Raw genomic sequence first — 17519 nt, 5'->3', positions numbered from 1 at the left:
AAAGGCCCGGCAATGTTCCTGAACGGCAAGAGCGCGATCGTCACCGGATCGACCTCGGGCATCGGACTGGCGGTGGCGCGCGCGCTGGCCGGGGCAGGCGCGGACGTCATGCTCAACGGCTTCGGCGACGCCGACGCGATCGAGGAGGCACGCGCCGGCGTCGCCGCGCTCGGTTCGGGCGAGGTGTTGTACGATGCGGCCGATGTCGGTGATCCCGCCGCGATCGCCGCACTGGTGGCGCGCGCGCACGACGCGTGGGGCGGCCCGGACATCATCGTCAACAATGCCGGCATCCAGCACGTCTGCGGCATCGCCGACTTCCCGCCCGAGAAGTGGGACGCGATCATCGCGCTCAATCTGACCGGACCGTTCCACATGATGCGCGCCGCCATTCCGCACATGCGCGCGCGCGGCTGGGGCCGGATCGTCTCCACCGCCTCGGCGCACAGCCTCGTCGCCAGCCCCAACAAGTCCGCCTATGTCGCCGCCAAGCACGGACTGGTCGGGCTGACCAAGACCGTCGCGCTGGAAACCGCCCAGCAGGGGATCACCGCCAATTGCATTTCGCCCGGCTATGTCTGGACGCCGCTGGTCGAACGGCAGATCCCGGACACGATGAAGGCGCGCGGGCTGACGCGCGAACGGGTGATCGACGACGTGCTGCTCGCCGCACAACCGACCAAGGAGTTCGTCACCCCCGAACAGGTGGCGGCGCTGGCGCTGTTCCTGTGCCGCGACGAGGCGAAGGCGATCACCGGCGCAAACCTGTCGGTCGACGGCGGCTGGACCGCGGCGTGAGGCGCATCGCCGGCGCGCTGCTCCTCTGCCTCGCCGGCTGCGGCGCGCGGCCCCCCGCCGCGATCACCGCCCCGCCCCCGCCGGAAGCGTTGGCCGCCGCGCCCGACTGGCGTCGGCTCGCTACCCCTGCCGATCGCGACCGCCTGCGCCGCTGGTACGAAGCATGGACGCAGGCGCTGGCGCAGGCCCGCCCGGTCGCCGCGGCCGATCTCGCCGCACAGGGGGCGCTGTTCACGATCGACGCCGCGCTCGACGATCCGGTGCCGCCCGCGGGCGCCTATCGCTGCCGCACGTTCAAGCTGGGGCGCAAGGGCAAGGCCGGCACCGGCTTCACCGCTTATGGATGGTTTGATTGCCGGATCACGGTTGCGGCCGGCGGCGCGGCGCAATTGGTCAAGCTGACCGGCTCGCAACGGCAGGTCGGGCTGCTTTACCGCGCCGACCCGACCCGCGCGGCGTTTCTCGGGACCTTGATGTTCGGCGACGAGTCACGCGCTTATGGTTATGGCGCCGACGCGACCCGCGACGTCGCCGGCTGGATGGAACGGATCGGCCCGCGCCGCTGGCGGCTGGTAATGCCCTATCCTGCGTTCGAGTCGACGCTCGACGTGCTGGAACTGGTGCCGGCTGAGTGACCATCGCCCCATGTCCGATCCGGGGCGACGAACGCGCTAATCGCGGTTTCCCGGCGTACTCACCGGCGCGTCGACCGGCACCACGCCGTCGATCGGCGGCAGCGTCGCCAGATATTCCTTCCCGGTCTGCTCGATCACCGTCACCGCCTGCGGCTGCGCGGCGATCACCGCGCGCAGATAGCCGCTCGGCTTCTTCATCAGCTTGGGAAAGTCGACCAGCGTCAGCCCCGAGCGGCGCGCCGCCTCGCGCACGAAGGTCACGCAGTTGCGCTTGTTGAGATTGTAGGTCGCATCCCCGGTCCGCTCGTCCCATGCGCGGATCAGCGCGACGATCGCGCCATATTGCGCGTCGGTCAGGGTGCGCGAGAAGCGGACGTGACTGCCCGCCATATAGCCGGGCTTGGGCCGCTCGACCCGTCCCGCGACATTGCCGAACAGGATCGCCGGGGTCAGCGACCGCGCGGTGAAGCCATAAGCGGCATCGACCGGCGTCCCTCCCGCATCGGGTGTCCCGCGCAGCATGAAAAAGGCGTGCGGAAAGCTGTTGCCGAAGTCGCGGCTCCAGAAGGTGATCGTCACCGACGCCTGCGCCGGCCATGCCGCGAACGCGACCAGCAGCAGCGTCAGCCGCACCAGCCAGCGTCGCGGCCGCCGGTCAGGCACCCGCGGTGGTCAACCGTTCGAGCTGATCGTCGCTCAGCCGGATCGCGGTCGCGCCGAGCAACTCCTCCACCTGCACCGCCGAGGTGGCGCTCGCGATCGGTGCGGTGACACCCGGCTGTGCGATCAGCCACGCCAGCGCGATCTGCGCGAGCGTCGCGCCGGTTTCCGCCGCGACCGCGTCCATTGCATCGAGCACGTCGGCGCCCTTGCCCTCAAGCAGGTCGCCCATCCGCGCGCCCCGGACGCTCTTCGAGAAATCGTCCTTGGTCCGGTACTTGCCGGTAAGGAATCCCGAGGCCAGCCCGTAATAGGGCACGACGCCGACGTTCTCGGTGACGCAATAATCCTGCAGTTCGCCCTCGAATTTGTGGCGGCTGACCAGATTATATTCGGGCTGGAGCACCTGATAATGCGGCAGCGCGGCGGCGCGCGCCGTCTCGATGGCCGACTTGAGCCGCGCGGCGTGGAAATTGGACGCGCCGAGCACGCGAACCTTGCCGGCCTGCACCAGTCGCGCGAACGCCTCGGCGACCGCTTCCTGCGGCTGGTTCTCATCGTCCTGATGCGCGAAATAGAGGTCGATCCGGTCGGTGCCGAGCCGCTTCAGCGATGCCTCGCACGCCCCCACGATCCGCGCCGGCGCGAGTTTCTCGCCACCCTCGCCCGGCAGCATCCCGACCTTCGTGGCGATCAGCACCTGATCGCGCGCGCTGCGCGCGCGCAGCCATTCGCCGATCATCGTCTCCGACTCGCCACCCTGGTGGCCGTCGACCCAGGCGGAATAAACGTCGGCGGTGTCGATCATCGTTCCGCCGCCCGCGACGAACGCGTCGAGCACCGCGAACGACGCGTCACGATCCGCCGTCCAGCCGAAAACGTTGCCACCGAGCACGAGCGGCGTGATCCGCAATTCGGATGCGCCAAGGCGTCGCTTTTCGGTCATCATCGTCTTTCCGCCGGAGAAAGCGCCGCGGCTACGGTCAGCCGCGGCGGCCGTCTCATCAGTTCTTGTCGCGCAGACCTTCGCCCGCACGCACCATCGCGTTGCCGGTCGCGTCGGCGGCACGATCACCGGTGTTCTCCAGCGCGGCGCCGGTGCGGTCGAGGCTGTTCTCGGCCTTGTCGAGCGCACGGTCGGTCGCGGCATCGACATCGTTGACGGCGTTCGACGTGGTCGCGGAGGTGTCGGCGGCGATCGCATTGCCCGCCTCGGCGGTCTCGTTCTGCGCGCGCTCGCTGCACGCGGCGAGGCCCAGCGCGGTGGCGGCGATCAGGCCGGTGGTGAAAAGACGCTTCATCGGGTTTCTCCCTGTTTTGTTACCCGGGCAAAATAGCCGCAGCGGCAAGGCGAACGAAACATGCGGGCAAAAGGTTCATCACGCCTCCTGCGTTGACCCATATAAAGATATCTTTATATGTGGTCGCATGAAGCTTGCTCTCGACATCTTCCGTGCGCTTGCCGACGAGTCCCGGTTGCGGATCGTCGCGCTGCTCGGGACGATGGAATTGTCGGTCGGCGAGCTGGCGCAGGTGCTGGGGCAAAGCCAGCCGCGCGTGTCGCGCCATGTCAAGATCCTGTGCGACGCGCGGCTCGCCGAGCGCCGGAAGGAAGGCAGCTGGGTGTTCGTCGCGCTGGGTGAACGCGCACGCGTCATGCCGGTGCTGGCGGCGCTCGACGCTTATGGCGTCGCGGCCGAGGCGGAGGCGGATATCGCACGACTGTCGGCGGTGCGCGCCGATCGCGCCGCCGCGGCGGCGGCATGGTTCGAGGCGCATGCCGGCGAATGGGACGCGATCCGCTCGCTGCATGTCGCGGAGGACCAGGTCGAAGCCGCGATGCGCGCGCTGCTCGGCCCCGCGCCGCTCGGGCGGTTGATCGATATCGGCACCGGCACTGGCCGGATGATCGAATTGTTCGCTCCCGCCGCGACCCATGTGCTCGGCATCGACAAGAGCAGCGAGATGCTGCGACTGGCGCGTGCACGGGTCGGTGAACAGGCCGAGTTGCGGCAAGCGGATCTTTACGCCTTGCCGGTAGCCGATGGCGGGGTCGACGTGGCGATCCTCCACAACGTCCTGCATTTCGCGCAGCAGCCGGGCGCCGCGATCGCCGAGGCCGCGCGCGTGCTGGATGCGTATGGCCGGTTGCTGATCGCCGATTTCGCGAGCCACGATCGCGAGGAGTTGCGCGCGCGCGACGCGCACACCCGGCTCGGCTTCGCGGATGCGCAGATTGCGGGCTGGTTCGAGAAGGTGGGCTTGGTGCTGGAGCGGGTCGAGACGCTTGAGGGCGGCGAACTGACGGTGAAATTGTGGCTCGGGCGCAAACAGGGCGTCCCGGTGCGGGAGGTGAAGGCGGCATGACGTTCTCGGTCAATCAGCTCGAAGAGGCGCGGCGCGCGCTCGAAGCGCCGCTCTACGCCGACGTTGGCGGCGACGTGGAGGTCAGTTTCGAATTCTCGCCGCCCAAGACCGACAAGGCCGAGGAGAACCTCTGGCAGTCGATCGAGACGCTCTGCCCGCTGAACCCGCGCTTCCTGTCGGTGACCTATGGCGCGGGCGGGTCGACGCGCGACCGCACCCACGCCACCGTCGCGCGGATCGCGCGCGAGACCAAGGTGCCCGCCGCCGCGCATCTCACCTGCGTCGAGGCGACGCGCGCGGAGATCGACGCGGTCGCGCAGGAATATTGGGCGGCGGGCGTCCGCCACATCGTCGCGCTGCGCGGCGATCCGCCGGCCGGGGCCGCCGACTACGCCCCGCATCCCGGCGGCTATGAGAATGCCGCCGCTTTGGTCGAAGGACTGCGCCGGCTGCATCCGTTCGAGATTTCGGTCGCCGCCTATCCGGAGATGCACCCGAATTCGGCCGACCTCGCCGCCGATCTCGACAATCTCAAGCGCAAGCTCGACGCGGGCGCCAACCGCGCGATCACCCAATTCTTCTTCGAGCCCGAAACCTTCTTCCGCTATCGCGACGCGGCGGCGGCGGCCGGGATCAATGCGGAGATCGTGCCGGGCATCATGCCGATCGGCAGCTTCGCCGGGGTCACGCGCATGGCGACGATGTGCAACACCGACGTGCCGGGCTGGCTGGTGCGGCTGTTCGAGGGGCTCGACGATCATCCCGCCGCGCGCCAGCTGGTCGCCGCGACCGTCGCCGCCGAACTGTGCCGCAAGCTCTATGCCGGCGGGGTCAAGCAGCTCCACTTCTACACGATGAACAAGGCGGAGCTGAGCTTCGCCATCTGTCACCTGCTGGGCGTTCGCACCCGTCCGGCGCAGGAAAGGGCGGCGGCATGACCATTCGCGACATCTTCAACGCCGAGGCGGCCAAGCGCATCCTCATCACCGACGGCGCGTTCGGCACCGAGATCCAGAACTGGAAACTGTCGGAGGCCGATTATGCCGGCACGCTGACGCTCGGTCACGACCAGAAGGGCAACAACGACATCCTCGCGCTGACCAAGCCCGAGGTGCCCGAGGCGATCCACCGCGCCTATTTCGAGGCCGGAGCAGACATTGCCGAGACCAACACCTTCTCCGCCAACCGCATCAGCCAGGCCGATTACGGCGCCGAAGGGCTGGTGCGCGAAATCAACGTCGAGAGCGCGAAGCTCGCGCGCCGCATTGCCGACGAATATCAGGCCAAGGACGGCCGCCCGCGCTTCGTCGCCGGCGCGATCGGCCCGACGAACAAGACCTTGTCGCTATCGCCGGACGTCAACGATCCCGGCTATCGCGAAATCGACTTCGACTACCTCAAGGACGTGTACCGCGAGCAGATCGACGCTTTGGTCGAGGGCGGCGCGGACTTCGTGCTGATCGAGACCGTCTTCGACACGCTCAACGCCAAGGCCGGGATCATGGCCGCGATCGAGGCCGGCGAGGCTCTCGGCCGCGACCTGCCGATCATGTTGTCGATGACGCTCACCGACCTGTCCGGCCGCAACCTGTCCGGGCATACCGTCGAGGCGTTCTGGCACGCGGTGCGCCATGCCCGGCCGCTGACGATCGGGCTGAACTGCTCGTTCGGGGCGGAGCAATTGCGCCCGCACGTCAAGGTGCTGAGCGAACTCTGCGATACGCTCATCATGGTCTACCCCAACGCCGGGCTGCCCAACGAACTCGGCGCCTATGACGAGGCGCCGGAGACGACTGCCGGGCTGGTCGGCGAATGGGCGTCCGCGGGGCAGGTCAACGTGCTCGGCGGCTGCTGCGGCTCGACCCCCGCGCATATCAAGGCGATTGCCGACCACGTCCGCGGCATGGCCCCGCGGCAGGTCGCGGTACCGGCGGTGCGCACCCGCCTCGCCGGGCTGGAGCCGTTCACGATGGCGGCTTAAGCGCCGTCGCCCCTGCGCAGGCAGGGGCCCATGTCTCTCTCCACGAGCGACACTGTTTGCCGAACCAGAGATAGGCCCCTGCCTCCGCAGGGGCGACGGGATCTAGATGACCACCTCCTCCACCCAATTCGTCAACATCGGCGAGCGCACCAACGTCACCGGCTCGGCGGCGTTCAAGAAGATGATCCTCGCCGGCGACTATACCCGCGCGGTCGAGGTCGCGCGCCAGCAGGTGGAGAATGGCGCGCAGGTGGTCGACGTCAACATGGACGAGGGGCTGCTCGACGCGCACCACGCCATGACGACCTTCCTCAAGCTGATCGCCGCCGAGCCCGATATCGCGCGCGTGCCGGTGATGATCGACTCCTCGAAATGGGACGTGATCGAGGCCGGGCTGAAATGCGTATCCGGCAAGCCGATCGTCAATTCGATCAGCATGAAGGAAGGCGAGGAAGCGTTCCTCGCGCATGCGCGCAAGTGCATGAACTATGGCGCCGCGGTCGTGGTGATGGCGTTCGACGAGGTCGGACAGGCCGACACCAAGGAGCGCAAGGTCGAGATCTGCGAGCGCGCCTACAAGCTGCTCAGCGGGATCGGCTTCCCGCCCGAGGACATCATCTTCGACCCCAATGTCTTCGCGGTCGCGACCGGGATCGAGGAGCACAACAATTACGGCGTCGACTTCATCGAGGCGTGCCGCGAGGTCAAGGCGCGCTGCCCGCACGTCCATATCTCCGGCGGTCTGTCGAACCTGTCATTCAGCTTCCGCGGCAACGAGCCGGTGCGCCGCGCGATGCACTCGGTGTTCCTCTATTACGCCATCCCCGCCGGCATGGACATGGGGATCGTCAACGCCGGGCAGCTCGACGTCTATGACGCCATCGACCCCGAGCTGCGGCAGGCGTGCGAGGACGTCATCCTCAACCGCGACCCCGAGGCCGGCGACCGATTGGTCGCGCTCGCCGAGAAATTCCGCGGCACCGATGCGGCGGCCGAGAAGCAGGCCGCCGAATGGCGCTCGCTGGAGGTGCGCAAGCGGCTCGAATATGCTTTGGTCAAAGGGATTGACGCGCATGTCGTCGACGACACAGAGGAATGCCGCCAGCAGTTCGCGCGCCCGATCGAGGTGATCGAGGGCCCGCTGATGGACGGGATGAACGTCGTCGGCGACCTGTTCGGCTCGGGCAAGATGTTCCTGCCGCAGGTCGTGAAGTCCGCGCGCGTCATGAAGAAGGCGGTCGCGCATCTGATGCCGTTCATCGAGGCCGCCAAGGAGCCCGGCGCGAAGGGCAAGGGCAAGGTCGTGATGGCGACCGTCAAGGGCGACGTCCACGACATCGGCAAGAACATCGTCGGCGTCGTGCTCCAGTGCAACGGCTTCGAGGTGATCGACCTCGGCGTGATGGTGCCGTGGTCGAAGATCCTCGATGCCGCGAACGAGAATGACGCCGACATGATCGGGCTGTCCGGCCTCATCACCCCGTCGCTCGACGAGATGGTGACCGTCGCCGAGGAAATGCAGCGCGCGCAGATGCAGATGCCGCTGCTGATCGGCGGCGCGACCACGTCGAAGGTCCATACCGCGCTGCGCATCGCGCCGGCCTATACCGGCCCGGTCGTTCATGTGCTCGACGCCAGCCGCGCGGTCGGCGTCGCGACGACGCTCGTCTCCGACACGATCCGCGACGATTATGTCGCCGGGGTCGCCAAGGACTATCAGGCGGTGCGCGACGCGCGCGAGGGCAAGGGGCAGAACAAGCTGCTCCCGCTCGACGAAGCGCGCAAGCGCGGCTTCGTCGCCGACATGGCGCTCAAGGCCCCCGCCCCCGCGCAGCCGGGCGTTCACGTGTTCGACGATTGGGATTTGGCGCATCTGCGCGAGTTCATCGACTGGACGCCGTTCTTCCGCGCCTGGGAACTGGCGGGCAATTATCCCGCGATCCTGACCGACGAGGTGGTCGGCGAGAGCGCGTCGTCGCTGTTCGCCGATGCGCAGGCGATGCTCGACCGGATCGTCGCGGAGAAGTGGCTGACCGCGCGCGGCGTCGCCGGGCTGTGGCCGTGCCATCGTCACGACGACGATGTGTGGGTCCACGACCGTCATAGCGTCGACCGGCGCTCCCCCGACGGCGGCAGCGTACCGGAAGGCTTCAACCTCCCCGACCTCGACCGCCGCAACGAACATTCGACGCGGCTGCCGTTCCTGCGCCAGCAGATCGCCAAGCGCGAGGGCCGCGCCAATATGTGCCTCGCCGACTTCATCGACCCGGCGGGCGACTGGATGGGCGGCTTCGCGGTCGGTATCCACGGCATCGACGCGCACCTCGCGCGCTACAAGGCCGACAACGACGATTACAACGACATCCTGCTGAAGGCGCTGGCGGATCGTCTCGCCGAGGCGTTCGCGGAGGCGCTGCACCAGCATGTCCGCCACACCTTGTGGGGCTATGCGCCCGACGAGCAGCTGACCAACGACGCGCTGATCCGCGAGCAATATCGCGGCATCCGCCCCGCGCCGGGCTATCCCGCCTGTCCCGAACATTCGCTCAAGGTGCGACTGTTCGAGATGCTGGAGGCGGAGAAGAACGTCGGGCTCGAGCTGACCGAGAGCTTTGCGATGCTACCGACCGCGGCGGTCAGCGGCTTCTATTTCGGCCACGCGCAGGCGGAATATTTCGGCGTCGCGCGGATCGGCGAGGACCAGCTCGCGGACTATGCGCAGCGGCTCGGCGTCGACAAGGAGCGCGCGACGCGGCTGCTGCGGCCCAATCTCGACTGACCACGCTCGAAGTAGAACGACCCCGCCAAACCCACCGTCGCCCCTGCGCAGGCAGGGGCCCATGGCTGTCGAATGGATCGAGCCAGCTGACACATGAGCCACTTCGCCTGTGTCAGACGTATCAACGGACGACACAGACATAGGCCCCTGCCTGCGCAGGGGCGACGGTAGGAGGTCGTCCTCCCCTACGCCACCGCCGCCGCGACGATCGCGCGCGTGCCGCTATGCGTGCGATCATATTCGACGATCGAATCGAGGCTTTGCGCCATCGCCCGGATCAGCCGCGTCCCCACGCCGGTGCCCTTGGGCGGCGCGTCGCCCAGCCCGATCCCGTCATCCTCCACGGTCAGCCGGAACCGCTCGTCGCCGTCACGCGACAGCCGCACGCGCACCTCGCCCGGTCCGGCCGGATAGGCGTATTTGCAGGCGTTGCTCACCAGCTCCGTAACGATCACCCCCAGCGACACCGCACGATCGGTCGGCAACCGCAATGGCTCGGCGTGCAGCACCAAAGCGCGCGGGCAATCGTCGGTCGACCAGGTCTGCGTCAGTTCGTCGATCAATTGGGTGAGATAATCGAACATGTCGACGTTCTCGACATCGTCGCCGGTGTACAGCCGCCGGTGAACCTGCGCGATCGCACTGATCCGCCGCTGCGTGTCTTCCAGCGCGGCACGCGCCGCCTCGTCGGTCAGCGCGCTCGACTGCATCCGCACCATCGCCGAAACCAGTTGCAGCGAATTGGCGACGCGGTGGTTCACCTCGGCGAGCAACGCCTCCAGCCGCGCGTTGCTCGCGCGCAGGTCGTCCTCGGCGCGCGCCTTCGCCCGCGCCAGTTGCGCGCGCTCGATCACTTGGCGGAAGGTCGCGTCGAGCAGGTCGAAGAAGTCGTCACCCGGTGTCTTGACGATATAGTCCGCCGCCCCGCCGCGCAGCGCCGCCAGCGCGACCTGCGTCTCCTCCGACCCGCTGACATAGACCATCGCCGGCGCCTCGGGCAGCGCCGAAAGTCGCGCCATCGTCTCCAGCCCGTCGATCCCCGGCATGTAATGGTCGACCGCGACGACATCGAACGGTCCGGCCGCGGCCAGCGCTACCCCGGCCTCGCCGCCGTCGGCGACCGTCACCCTGTAGCCGCGCCGCTCGAGCGCACGCGACACCAGCCGCCGGATACCCGCGTCATCGTCGATATAGAGGATGCGGGGCGTCTCGATCATCCGTGCGCGTCACCCAGATCGGGAACCTGGATCACCGACAGGAACAGCCCCAATTGGCGAATCGCCTGCGCGAAGCTCTCATAATTCACCGGCTTGGTGATATAGACGTTGGCGCCCAGATCGTAGCAGCGCTGAATCTCGCGGCTGTCGTCGGTGGTGGTCAGCACCACGACCGGCGTGCGCTTCACCGGCCCGTCGCTGGTCTTGATTTTGGCGAGGATATCGGTCCCGCTCATGTCGGGCAGGTTGAGGTCGAGCAGCACCAGCGCCGGCCCATTGAGCTGCGGACCGGTGGTGTCGTTGAAGATATAGTCGAGCGCGGTCGTACCATCGGTGAAGTGACGGATCGGGTTCATGATCCCGGCGCGGCGGATGTTCTTCTCGATCAGCCGCGCATGACCTTCGTCATCCTCGATCATCACGATGTTGACGGATTGCGGCGCGTTCATGGGTTGAGTTCCTGTTTGGCGAGGACGAGCGGCAGCGACACGGTGAACGCCGCCCCTTGCCCGAGTTCGGAAGCGACGTCGATCGAGCCGCCCAGCCGGAAGACCAGCGCGCGGACGGTGGCCAGCCCGATCCCCTCGCCGGGCCGGTCCTGCGCGCCCGAGCGGCGGAACAGGTCGAAGACGCGCTGGTGGTCGCGCGGATCGATCCCGCGCCCATTGTCGCGAATGGTGTAGAAGACCCGGTCGCGCCCGCGCCGTCCGGTGACGGTGATCCGGCCGGGCACGCCCGGACGCAGATATTTGACCGCATTCTCCATCAGGTTCGAGAAGATCTGGTCGAGCGCCAGCCGGTCGCTGACCACCCCCGGCAGCACGCCGTCGACGGTCAGTTCGGTCTCGGTTTCGGCGAGGCGGTGCGACAGCGTCCCGCCGATCTGCCCGATCAGCGCGGCGACGTCGATCTTCTCGGGCGTCAGCGCGCGGCGTCCCTGCCGCGACAATTGCAGGATCGCGTTGATGAGCCGGTCCATCTTCTGCGTCGACGTGCGGATGAAGCCGATCGCCTCCGGCAGGTCCTCGATCGCCGCCAGCCGCGCCTCCTCGCTCGCCACCGCCGGTGCCTCGGCATCGACGCGCGCGACCAGCGCGCGCAGCGACGCCGCGGCGGTTTCCAGTTCGGCGGTGAAGCCCATTACGTTGACGAGCGGCGAACGCAGATCATGGCTGACGATATAGGCGAAGCGCTGGATTTCCTCGTTGGCGCGCGTCAGGTCCTCGGTGCGCGCCGACACCATGTCCTCCAGCCCCGCGTTGAGCTGCCGCAACGCCTCGTCCGACCGGGCCAGATCGCGGGTATAGGACAAAATCGTCAGCGTCGAGATGACCGCCACCACCGCCAGCACCACGCCGCCCAGCACGATCAGGGTGTAAAAGGCACGCTGGCTGGCGCGCAGTTCGGCGTCGCGATGCGTCATTAGTCGTCGCTCGACCAGGGCCATGCGATCGAGCACGTTGCGAATCGTCACCACGTCACGCACCTCGGCATCGTCGCCATAAGCGACGATCGCGCCACGCTGGTCGCCCTGCCCCAGCAACGCCAGCGTCCGGTCCTGCCGCGCCAGCAGGCTGCCGAGTTGCAGCCGCAGCCCTTGAAGATACCGGCGTTGCGCGGGATTGTCGCGGGTCAGCGCGTCGATCCGCGCCAGTGCGACCGGCACCTGCGCGCGGGCGCGGAAAAAGTTGGCGCGGGTGACGTCGCGGCCGGGGATCAGCATCGTCCCGCGCCGCGCCGCCTCGCTTTCCTCGACCAGCCGGCGAACGTTCAGCACCGCGCGTTCGACCTGATAGGTGTGCTCGACCAGTCCGGTGTGCAGCTCGTTCCGCTGCATGACGCGGACCGCCGCATAGCCGACGAGCAGCAGCGCGATGAAGCCGAGCGCCATCAACGCGGTCATGCGCCGCGCGAGCGAACGGTTGGTCGGTGCGGCGTCAGGCAGTTGGGCCATTACGCTTGCGTTATCGCTTGCCGGCGCGCGACGCCAGCCGAAGATGCAGCGTTACTGACCTAGGTTCATCAAAGCAGCAATTCCTGCGCGGTCATGCGCCCGACATGCCCGCCGCCGCGCCGCCGCGTCATCTCGGTCTCGGCGGTGAAGCGGACATCGGGGTCGCGGTCGGTCAGGAACTTGACGAGACTCTCCTCCTCGATCTCGCGCCATTCCTTGCCCCGGTCGGGGCCGTAGCGGACGCGCGGCAGCAGCCCCGGCTCGCGCGACCATTGGATGAGCTGCGTCACCGACGCCTCGTTCAACTGGTCGCGCAGATGGTGCGCGGTGACATAGGCGTCCGGAAAGGCGCGGTGCGCGGGCAGCCCGCGCTCGTGGTCGAGCCCGGCGGGCTTGCGCCAGTAGCGCAGCACCTGATTCGAATAGCTCGGCGAATCCGGCCACAGCCGCAGCGCGCATTTCCACGTGCAGATCCAGTCCGCTCCGTGCGTCAGCGCCGGCGTGCAGAATTGCTCCTCGAACGCCGCACGATGCGCCGCCAGCGCCACGCGGCGTGGATAGGGATCGAGCACCTGCCGCGCGACATCGTGCCACCAAGGCGCCTCGGCGACATCCTCGTCGCGGATATGGTGGATCGCCTGCGTGACCGCGGGCATCGGACGACCGGGATTGACGAGGATGTTGCCGCCCTCGCCGTACAATTCCCAGCGTCCGTCATTGCCCAGCGCGACATCCTGCCAGCCGACCTCGCACACCGCATGCGCGGGCGGCGCGGCGCCGGTGGTCTCGAGATCGATGACGCGGATGATCTGCGATTGGGTGCGACGGGGATACATCATGCCGAGGCGATGTGGGGCCTTGCACGGCGAATTGCCACCTTTGCCGCCGCGCACGAAAAAGCCCCGGACCATCCGGTCCGGGGCCATCCATCACAGCCACGCCACCGTCCGGCAGCGCGTGCCGCACCAGCTCAATAGGTGCCGGAGAAGCTGCTGCCGAGGTTGGTGTCCTTCTGACCGGTCGTACCGGTCGACCCACCCGTGTTGGTCGAACCGGTCGCGGTCGAACCGGTCGTGGTCGAACCGGTCGCCGTCGCCCCGCCCTGCGTCGTGGACGACGTGCCGGTCGTGCCCTGCGACCGGTCGCGATCGCTGGTGCGGTCGCCGTAACCGAACATCGCCTGGTTCGATTCCTCGTTGCGCCAGTGCTGCTTGGCCTCCTCGGCGGTCTTGGACAGGGTCACCTTCTTGTCCTCGACCGACTTGATCCAGCGCGACGGGATCGAATGGTGCTGCCCACCGGCATCGACATCGTTCTTGGTCAGCAGGATGCGATCACCGCGCACCTTGTCGACGGTACCGACGTGGCTGCCGTCCGAACCGACGACCTCGAAATGCTCCTGCACCTTGTCGAGCGACGCGCGCTGCGTCTGCCGCTCCGAGCGGAAGGTCGAGAATTCATTCTCGAAGCGCGAGCGGTTTTCCTGACGATATTCGTCGTAGTCGCGGTCGAGCGCGGCGATCTGGCCCGAACGCCAGTTGTGATAATCGCCGTCGCGGTCCGAACGGCCCTGCTGCTGGTAGTAGCGCTCGTCATAGCGGCTGTCAGCCTCGCGGCGACGCTCGGCGTCCTCGTCGCCGAACCAGCTACGCACCTCGTCGCCCGCGCGGGCGAAGAAGCCGCGATCGTCATAGTCATAGCCCTGCGGCTGGCGGCCGTAATTGGCGCCGCGATCGCGATGGCGGCCCTGCGCCCCGCCGCGATAATTGTCGTCGTCGTCATGGCGATGCGAGCCGACATCGGTGAAGCGCCGCCCGTCCGAGCCGTAGCTGCCGTGGTTCTCGCCGCCCTGGCCGTAGCCCGATGATTGGCCGTAGCGCTGCTGGCCATAGCCGCCGCCCGAACGCTCGCTGTAGCGATCGCGATTATCGCTGCGCTGGCTGCCGAACATGCCCCGATCCTCGCGGTCGCGATCGTAGCTGCCGAAGCCGCCCTGCTGGCGACCATAGCCCTCGCGCTGGCCGTAATTGCCCTGCCCGTAGCTGTCTCGCCCGTAGCCGCCGCGCTGGCTGTCGTCGCCGCGGCCATAGCTGCGCTGCGAATGATCGTCCTGCTGACCATAGCCGCCACGGGAGTCGCGGTCGTCGTCCCGGTCGCGATCGGAATATCCCGCCGCCTGATAGTCGCGGGCGCTCGAATAGCTGCCGGAGCGGCCAGAGCCATAGTCACGACCATAGTCCTGCGTCTCGCTGCGACCATAATAGTCGCGCTTCGGGTCGGTCCCGCGCGGATAGCGTTCGTAGCCCATCATGATTCTCCTGCGTCAGACACGGGTCGCGCACCGCGTTGCGGCGTCACGCCAGTATCGGGAAAAAGCTGATCTGGGGCATATCGTTCCTGTCGTTACGCTCGCAGAACCTTGTTTTCGTCGCGCGCGCCGACCGGCTGGCCGTCGATGCTTTTTGGTTTTCGGTGACGAGGGCTGTTGCGTCGCCCGCGGATCGCGTTTAAGGGCGTCGCTCCCGGCCATGGCCGGGCATCGGCGGGCGGGGCTGTAGCTCAGATGGGAGAGCGCTGCAATCGCACTGCAGAGGTCAGGGGTTCGATTCCCCTCAGCTCCACCACCCGCCGCCGATGACCGAACCTTCCACCATATTGCCCGCCGCAAGGCCCGCCGCCACGCTGGTGGTGATGCGCGATCGCGCCGACGGGCCGCCCGACATTCTGATGGTCGAACGCGCCGGCGTGATGGCCTTCGCACCCGGTGCGATGGTCTTCCCCGGCGGGCGCGTCGATCCCGGCGACCACGATCTCGCGCGCCTGCTCGCGCTGCCCGATCAGGACGAAGGCGCGGCGCGGATCGCCGCGATCCGCGAGACGATCGAGGAGTCTGCGCTTCCGATCGGCTTCACCGCCACCCCCGATCCCGCGGCGATCGCGACGATCCGGGCCGCGCTCGGCGCGGGCGCGGCGTTTGGCGAGGCGCTGGCGGCGGCCGGCGCGACGCTCGCGCTCGATGCGCTGATCCCGTTCGCGCGCTGGCGTCCCGATTACAGCCCGGTGCGCCGCTACGACACGCGCTTCTATCTCGCCGCCTTGCCCGCCGACGCGCCGGCGCCACGGGTCGACGGCACCGAGAACGTCCGGCTGTGCTGGACCGGTGCGCAGGCGATGCTCGACGATGCCAATGCCGGGCGTGTCGCGCTGATCTTTCCGACGCGCCGCAACCTCGAACGCCTTGCCCTGTTCCCCTCTTATGCCGCAGCGGCGGCGCAGGCCCGCGCCTTTCCGGTGCGAGTCGTCGTGCCATGGTCCGAAACCCGCGACGGGGAGGAATATCTCTGCATTCCCGACGATCTCGGCTACCCGGTCGTCGCCGAGCGAAGCGATCGCGTCCGGCGCGGCTAGCCCGCGCGATCCGCCGCATCGCCGGAGCGAGCGTGGCGGTGGCGCTGCTCGCCGCGCTCGCGCTCGTCGCTTGGGGCGTGCTGCGCCGGCGCCCGCAGGATCTGCCGTGGACCGCGCTCGACCTCGGCCAGCCGGTCGGGCTGTTCACCGGGCGCAAGCTGACCGGCCTGACCAGCGATGCGGCGCAGTGTCGCGGGCTGCTGACGCAGGCCGGGGTGCGGTTCACCGCCTTGCCCGCACGCCACGACGGCCATTGCGGCTATGACGATGCGGTGCGGCTGACCGACGGCGGGGCACGCGACGTCGCGCTGTCGCCCGCCAACCTCGGGATCGCCTGCCCGGTCGCCGCCGCGCTGGCGATGTGGGAGTGGAACGTGCTGCTCCCTGCCGCACGCCGCCATTTCGACGCGCGGGTCACCCGTATCGACCATTACGGCAGCTATTCGTGCCGCCGCCTCTACGGCCGCCAGGCCGGCGCGTGGAGCGAGCATTCGACCGCCGACGCGATCGACATCGCCGGCTTCCGCCTGTCGGACGGCACGCGGATCAGCGTCGCGCGCGACTGGAAGGGGACGGGGCCGAAAGCGGCGTTCCTGCGAGAGGTGCGTGACGGCGCGTGCGGGCTGTTCGCGACCGTCCTGTCCCCCGATTACAATGCCGCGCATCGCGATCATTTCCACCTCGATCAGGCGGCGCGCGGTGCGCGTGGGTGGCGCGCCTGTCGCTGATCCGGCTCGACGCGCGCGGCTGGCAGCGGCGCGAGGATTTCTGGGCGGCGCTGCTCCCGGCGCTGGGCGCGCCGGACTGGCACGGGCCGAACCTCGATGCGCTCTACGACGGTCTGGTCGCCGGTGAGAACCGCGTCTGCCCGCCCCTCACCGTCGAGATCGTCGTCAGCACGCCCTTCCCCGTACCGCTGACCACCTATCTCGACCGCGTTCGCAACGTGTTCGCCGATGCCGCGCGCGACACCGGGCTGCCGATCGAATTGCGCTTCGTCTAGGGTCTGGTCCAGCAACGCTTGATCGGCGACAGCACCGGCCCGCTCCCACGTAAGTGGATCAAACGCTGGCCGTCAGTGCGGCAGTGCGGCGGTATCGACCTTCTCGACCCAATGCGGGAAGAACGACGGCTGACGCGACGACCAGCCCGAAGCGGTCGCCGCCGCCTCGCTGATCGACTGGAGCAACCGCCGCCGCAGTTCGGGGTGGAGATGCGGCATTGCCGCTGCCGCGCAGAACGCCGAGGGAAGCCATGGCCGCACCTTTGCGCCGACCAGCCGCTCGAACAGGAAGCGGAACGACGAGAAGGTCGTGATCCGCCCCTGCCCCAGATCGAACGCCGCCAGCGTGACGAGCGGCGCGAGCACCTGTTCGGCGGCGTCGAGCCCGCTGTCGTCGGGAACGAGCGCGCGGATCGCGGGAAGCCGGCGATAATGCTGCGCCTGTGCGCGGATACTCGCCGCTTCGACCACGTCGCGCGACCAGCGCGCCAGCGCATCGTCACGATCGAGCCCGACATCGAGGCTGCGCCGGATGTATCGCTGCGTCGCGGCCGGGAAGGTCGCGAATTCTTTCATCTCGGCCAGCGTCATCGCCCCTTCGGCCGCTTTCATTCTACCCATCGTCACACCCCGCCGCGCATGAACCAATGCCCGGAAGAATGCGCCAAAGTGGTTAACGTTTGGCTTAACGGCGCCGTCTTCCGACCGTCATAAGTC

The 17519-nt window shown here is 68.1% G+C and carries 18 protein-coding genes and 1 tRNA gene; 10 read left to right on the top strand and 9 right to left on the bottom strand.

All coding sequences use genetic code 11. From position 1 onward, the window contains the following. Positions 1-12 precede the first annotated feature (12 nt). On the top strand, positions 13-798 hold the full coding sequence (locus tag FHS97_RS03310; protein ID WP_184033222.1) for a 3-hydroxybutyrate dehydrogenase: 786 nt from the start codon (positions 13-15) through the stop codon (positions 796-798). After that, positions 795-1433 carry a DUF4893 domain-containing protein gene (locus FHS97_RS03305; protein WP_184033220.1) on the top strand — a complete coding sequence of 213 codons (639 nt, stop codon included), beginning with the start codon at positions 795-797 and terminating at the stop codon, positions 1431-1433. Before FHS97_RS03310 ends, FHS97_RS03305 begins: the two co-directional genes overlap by 4 nt. A gap of 36 nt (positions 1434-1469) precedes the next feature. Here FHS97_RS03305 and FHS97_RS03300 read toward each other — a convergent pair whose 3' ends face one another. From FHS97_RS03300 to FHS97_RS03290, 3 genes are read right to left on the bottom strand one after another with little or no spacing between them, the layout of a single operon-like run. Beyond that, a complete protein-coding gene (locus FHS97_RS03300; RefSeq protein ID WP_184033218.1) occupies positions 1470-2096 on the bottom strand; it encodes a hypothetical protein in 627 nt (208 codons plus the stop codon). Then, positions 2089-3039, bottom strand: a complete 951-nt coding sequence (locus FHS97_RS03295) for an aldo/keto reductase (protein WP_184033216.1) — start codon at positions 3037-3039, stop codon at positions 2089-2091. Before FHS97_RS03295 ends, FHS97_RS03300 begins: the two co-directional genes overlap by 8 nt. 58 nt (positions 3040-3097) lie before the next feature. Next, on the bottom strand, positions 3098-3394 hold the full coding sequence (locus FHS97_RS03290) for a hypothetical protein (RefSeq protein ID WP_184033214.1): 297 nt from the start codon (positions 3392-3394) through the stop codon (positions 3098-3100). Between the two features lie 127 nt (positions 3395-3521). Here FHS97_RS03290 and FHS97_RS03285 point away from each other — a divergent pair, with 127 nt between their 5' ends. The 4 genes from FHS97_RS03285 to metH all read left to right on the top strand — a co-directional run bounded on the left by FHS97_RS03285 (position 3522) and on the right by metH (position 9220). Continuing rightward, on the top strand, positions 3522-4460 hold the full coding sequence (locus tag FHS97_RS03285) for an ArsR/SmtB family transcription factor (RefSeq protein WP_184033212.1): 939 nt from the start codon (positions 3522-3524) through the stop codon (positions 4458-4460). Next, entirely contained in the window at positions 4457-5398 is a 942-nt protein-coding gene (gene metF / locus FHS97_RS03280; RefSeq protein WP_184033210.1) for a methylenetetrahydrofolate reductase [NAD(P)H], read from the top strand. The genes FHS97_RS03285 and metF overlap by 4 nt, the downstream gene beginning before the upstream one ends. Beyond that, positions 5395-6441, top strand: a complete 1047-nt coding sequence (locus FHS97_RS03275) for a homocysteine S-methyltransferase family protein (RefSeq protein ID WP_184033208.1) — start codon at positions 5395-5397, stop codon at positions 6439-6441. The genes metF and FHS97_RS03275 overlap by 4 nt, the downstream gene beginning before the upstream one ends. 106 nt (positions 6442-6547) lie before the next feature. Beyond that, on the top strand, positions 6548-9220 hold the full coding sequence (gene metH / locus FHS97_RS03270) for a methionine synthase (protein ID WP_184033207.1): 2673 nt from the start codon (positions 6548-6550) through the stop codon (positions 9218-9220). A gap of 185 nt (positions 9221-9405) precedes the next feature. On the opposite strand, the gene FHS97_RS03265 is transcribed toward metH, so the two are convergent. The 5 genes from FHS97_RS03265 to FHS97_RS03245 all read right to left on the bottom strand — a co-directional run bounded on the left by FHS97_RS03265 (position 9406) and on the right by FHS97_RS03245 (position 14699). After that, positions 9406-10437: a sensor histidine kinase gene (locus tag FHS97_RS03265; RefSeq protein ID WP_184033206.1), complete on the bottom strand. Its 1032-nt coding sequence runs from the start codon at positions 10435-10437 to the stop codon at positions 9406-9408. After that, positions 10434-10886, bottom strand: a complete 453-nt coding sequence (locus FHS97_RS03260) for a response regulator (protein WP_184033205.1) — start codon at positions 10884-10886, stop codon at positions 10434-10436. Before FHS97_RS03260 ends, FHS97_RS03265 begins: the two co-directional genes overlap by 4 nt. Beyond that, positions 10883-12391: a sensor histidine kinase gene (locus tag FHS97_RS03255; protein WP_184033204.1), complete on the bottom strand. Its 1509-nt coding sequence runs from the start codon at positions 12389-12391 to the stop codon at positions 10883-10885. Before FHS97_RS03255 ends, FHS97_RS03260 begins: the two co-directional genes overlap by 4 nt. 68 nt (positions 12392-12459) lie before the next feature. Further along, positions 12460-13230: a 3'-5' exonuclease gene (locus FHS97_RS03250; protein ID WP_246346416.1), complete on the bottom strand. Its 771-nt coding sequence runs from the start codon at positions 13228-13230 to the stop codon at positions 12460-12462. 131 nt (positions 13231-13361) lie between these two features. Continuing rightward, positions 13362-14699 carry a DUF2171 domain-containing protein gene (locus FHS97_RS03245; RefSeq protein WP_184033203.1) on the bottom strand — a complete coding sequence of 446 codons (1338 nt, stop codon included), beginning with the start codon at positions 14697-14699 and terminating at the stop codon, positions 13362-13364. Between the two features lie 240 nt (positions 14700-14939). On the opposite strand from FHS97_RS03245, the gene FHS97_RS03240 reads away from it, so the two are divergent. From FHS97_RS03240 to FHS97_RS03225, 4 genes are all read left to right on the top strand, one after another. Next, a tRNA-Ala gene (locus FHS97_RS03240) sits at positions 14940-15015 on the top strand. Positions 15016-15025: 10 nt separating this feature from the next. After that, positions 15026-15799, top strand: coding sequence for an NUDIX hydrolase (locus FHS97_RS03235; RefSeq protein ID WP_184033202.1), 774 nt, complete (start codon positions 15026-15028; stop codon positions 15797-15799). A 32-nt stretch (positions 15800-15831) separates the two neighbouring features. Continuing rightward, positions 15832-16527, top strand: a complete 696-nt coding sequence (locus FHS97_RS03230) for an extensin-like domain-containing protein (protein ID WP_343053351.1) — start codon at positions 15832-15834, stop codon at positions 16525-16527. Further along, positions 16509-16802 (top strand): barstar family protein, encoded by a 294-nt coding sequence (locus FHS97_RS03225; protein WP_184033199.1) that lies wholly within the window; start codon positions 16509-16511, stop codon positions 16800-16802. Before FHS97_RS03230 ends, FHS97_RS03225 begins: the two co-directional genes overlap by 19 nt. A gap of 72 nt (positions 16803-16874) precedes the next feature. On the opposite strand, the gene FHS97_RS03220 is transcribed toward FHS97_RS03225, so the two are convergent. Further along, positions 16875-17414, bottom strand: a complete 540-nt coding sequence (locus tag FHS97_RS03220) for a hypothetical protein (RefSeq protein ID WP_425506278.1) — start codon at positions 17412-17414, stop codon at positions 16875-16877. Between the last annotated feature and the right edge of the window lie 105 nt (positions 17415-17519).

It is taken from the genome of Sphingomonas endophytica (genome assembly GCF_014199415.1).
In the GTDB taxonomy this organism is placed as follows: Bacteria; Pseudomonadota; Alphaproteobacteria; order Sphingomonadales; family Sphingomonadaceae; genus Sphingomonas; species Sphingomonas endophytica.
Note: the sequence above shows the minus strand (reverse complement) of the source record. Positions and strands in the feature narration are given on the sequence as shown.

Bases quoted from the DNA above. Each gene is read 5' to 3' on its own strand.
- FHS97_RS03260 (WP_184033205.1), bottom strand. From the start codon at position 10,886: ATGAACGCGCCGCAATCCGTCAACATCGTGATGATCGAGGATGACGAA.
- FHS97_RS03285 (WP_184033212.1), top strand. From the start codon at position 3,522: ATGAAGCTTGCTCTCGACATCTTCCGTGCGCTTGCCGACGAGTCCCGG.
- FHS97_RS03310 (WP_184033222.1), top strand. From the start codon at position 13: ATGTTCCTGAACGGCAAGAGCGCGATCGTCACCGGATCGACCTCGGGC.
- FHS97_RS03250 (WP_246346416.1), bottom strand. From the start codon at position 13,230: ATGATGTATCCCCGTCGCACCCAATCGCAGATCATCCGCGTCATCGAT.
- metF (WP_184033210.1), top strand. From the start codon at position 4,457: ATGACGTTCTCGGTCAATCAGCTCGAAGAGGCGCGGCGCGCGCTCGAA.
- FHS97_RS03275 (WP_184033208.1), top strand. From the start codon at position 5,395: ATGACCATTCGCGACATCTTCAACGCCGAGGCGGCCAAGCGCATCCTC.
- FHS97_RS03265 (WP_184033206.1), bottom strand. From the start codon at position 10,437: ATGATCGAGACGCCCCGCATCCTCTATATCGACGATGACGCGGGTATC.
- FHS97_RS03255 (WP_184033204.1), bottom strand. From the start codon at position 12,391: ATGGCCCAACTGCCTGACGCCGCACCGACCAACCGTTCGCTCGCGCGG.
- FHS97_RS03220 (WP_425506278.1), bottom strand. From the start codon at position 17,414: ATGAAAGCGGCCGAAGGGGCGATGACGCTGGCCGAGATGAAAGAATTC.
- FHS97_RS03295 (WP_184033216.1), bottom strand. From the start codon at position 3,039: ATGACCGAAAAGCGACGCCTTGGCGCATCCGAATTGCGGATCACGCCG.
- FHS97_RS03245 (WP_184033203.1), bottom strand. From the start codon at position 14,699: ATGGGCTACGAACGCTATCCGCGCGGGACCGACCCGAAGCGCGACTAT.
- FHS97_RS03235 (WP_184033202.1), top strand. From the start codon at position 15,026: ATGACCGAACCTTCCACCATATTGCCCGCCGCAAGGCCCGCCGCCACG.
- metH (WP_184033207.1), top strand. From the start codon at position 6,548: ATGACCACCTCCTCCACCCAATTCGTCAACATCGGCGAGCGCACCAAC.
- FHS97_RS03290 (WP_184033214.1), bottom strand. From the start codon at position 3,394: ATGAAGCGTCTTTTCACCACCGGCCTGATCGCCGCCACCGCGCTGGGC.